The following is a 1,689-nucleotide window of genomic DNA, read 5'->3' as shown; positions in this document are numbered from 1 at the left end:
TTCGCCGTTAGCTCCCACGGTGGGGAGCTTTACGGTGATGAACCGACGCCATGCTCCCCCAGGTCTCACGAACCTCTCCACAGGCTGCCACCGCGGAACTCGCGGCGGACCCAAGGTGTGGTAAATCCACGATTTTGGATCACCAAACTATACAACGATTTCGCCTCAAGTTCTGCCAGAGCTTTGATGGTTAATAAGAAATGAGTAGGTTTTTAAGCGACTGTATCAACCCCCCGGGTGCGGGTAGGCCAGAAGGCGGTGCTGCATGCCGACGCCCTGCCCGGGGAGGTCTTCGACGGCGAGGTGGCCGCGATTACCCCCAAGGGCGACCCGGTGGCGCGCAGCTTCCGGGTGCGGATCAGGCTCGCCGACCCGGCACGGCTGCGCATCGGCATGACGGTGGATGCCAACCTGATCGTCACCGAGCGCCGGGACGCCCTGCTGGTGCCCTCCAGCGCCATTGTTGACGGCAACCTCTGGGTCCTGGCGGACGGCCGACTGCACCGACAAAAGGTGCGCACTGGGGTGGCCGGCGCCGTGCGGACCGAGGTCCTGGACGGGCTCGCGCCGGATGCCCAGGTCGTCGCCGTCCCCACCGACAGCCTGCGTGAGGGCACCGCCGCCCGGCCCAAGAAAGAGGATCAGCCGCCAATGAATGATGATCCAACTCCAGGTCGCACTCACCCACCTCACCGGCCGGCGGCGCCAGACGCTGGTGTCGCTCACCGGCGTGGTGCTCGGGGTCGCCTTCTTCCTGGCGGTCTCCTCCCTGATGGCCGGCTCGGAGCGCGACTTCATCAAGCGGCTGGTCGACAACAGCCCGCACGTCACCGTCTCCGACGACTATCGCCGGCCGCGCACCCAGCCGGCGGAACTGCGCTGGGACGCGGGCGCGGTGCGCATCAGCAATGTGAAGCCGCAAACCGAGACGCGCGGCATCCGCGGCTACCGCGAGAAGCTCGCCTTCATCGAGTCGCTCCCGGGGCTGCGGGCGGCGCCGGTGCTGGCGGGCTCCGCCGTGCTCACCTTTGCCGGGCGCGAGCAGGGCGTGACCCTCTGGGGCGTGGTCCCGAAGTCGCTGGAGGGCGTGTCGACCATTCAGGAGAAGATGAGCGCGGGGTCGCTCGGCGCCCTGGACGCCAATCCCAACGGGATCATCATCGGCCAGGGGCTCGCCAAGAAGTTCAACCTGGGGCTGGGACGTAATCTCAGCGTGACGGCCGCGGGCGGCGGCAGCCGCGCCATGCAGGTGGTCGGCATCTTCCGCACCGGCAATGCCAACTACGACGAGGGCCAGACCTTCACCGCGCTCAAGCGCGCCCAGGTCCTGTTCGGGCGCTCCAACCGGGTCAACCGGTTCCTGGTCCAACTCGACGACGCCTACGCCGCCCGCGCCCTCGCCCAGCGGATCGAGGCGGTCATCGGCTACAAGGCGGTCTCCTGGGTCGAGGCGTCCGAGGACATCCTGAGCGTGCTGGTGGTGCGCAATACGATCATGTACAGCGTGGTCTCGGCGATCCTCGTGGTCGCCTCCTTCGGCATCTACAACACCGTTCTATCAAACTTACAAATTCATGCGTAAACATGAATAAAGTTGACTTCCTGCTTCACGGGGGCCGGTTTCACGCGGACCTTGCGGCCCGCGCCAGCGCCCTCCCCTCCACAGGCAGACACCGCGGAACTCGCGGC

At 66.5% G+C, this 1,689-nt stretch carries 1 protein-coding gene and 1 pseudogene; both read left to right on the top strand.

Annotated features, from left to right (window positions below; genetic code table 11):
- Positions 1-237 precede the first annotated feature (237 nt).
- Positions 238-339: pseudogene (locus tag QZY48_RS35080) on the top strand (hypothetical protein); the annotation flags it as partial.
- A gap of 319 nt (positions 340-658) precedes the next feature.
- Positions 659-1,582, top strand: a complete 924-nt coding sequence (locus tag QZY48_RS27095; protein WP_295436680.1) for an ABC transporter permease — start codon at positions 659-661, stop codon at positions 1,580-1,582.
- The last annotated feature ends 107 nt before the right edge of the window (positions 1,583-1,689 follow it).

The organism is uncultured Thiodictyon sp., from assembly GCF_903828115.1.
In the GTDB taxonomy this organism is placed as follows: Bacteria; Pseudomonadota; Gammaproteobacteria; order Chromatiales; family Chromatiaceae; genus Thiodictyon.
Note: the sequence above shows the minus strand (reverse complement) of the source record. Positions and strands in the feature narration are given on the sequence as shown.

What these genes read in the sequence shown, in the direction of transcription:
- QZY48_RS27095 (WP_295436680.1), top strand. Translation starts at nt 659, where the DNA reads ATGATCCAACTCCAGGTCGCACTCACCCACCTCACCGGCCGGCGGCGC.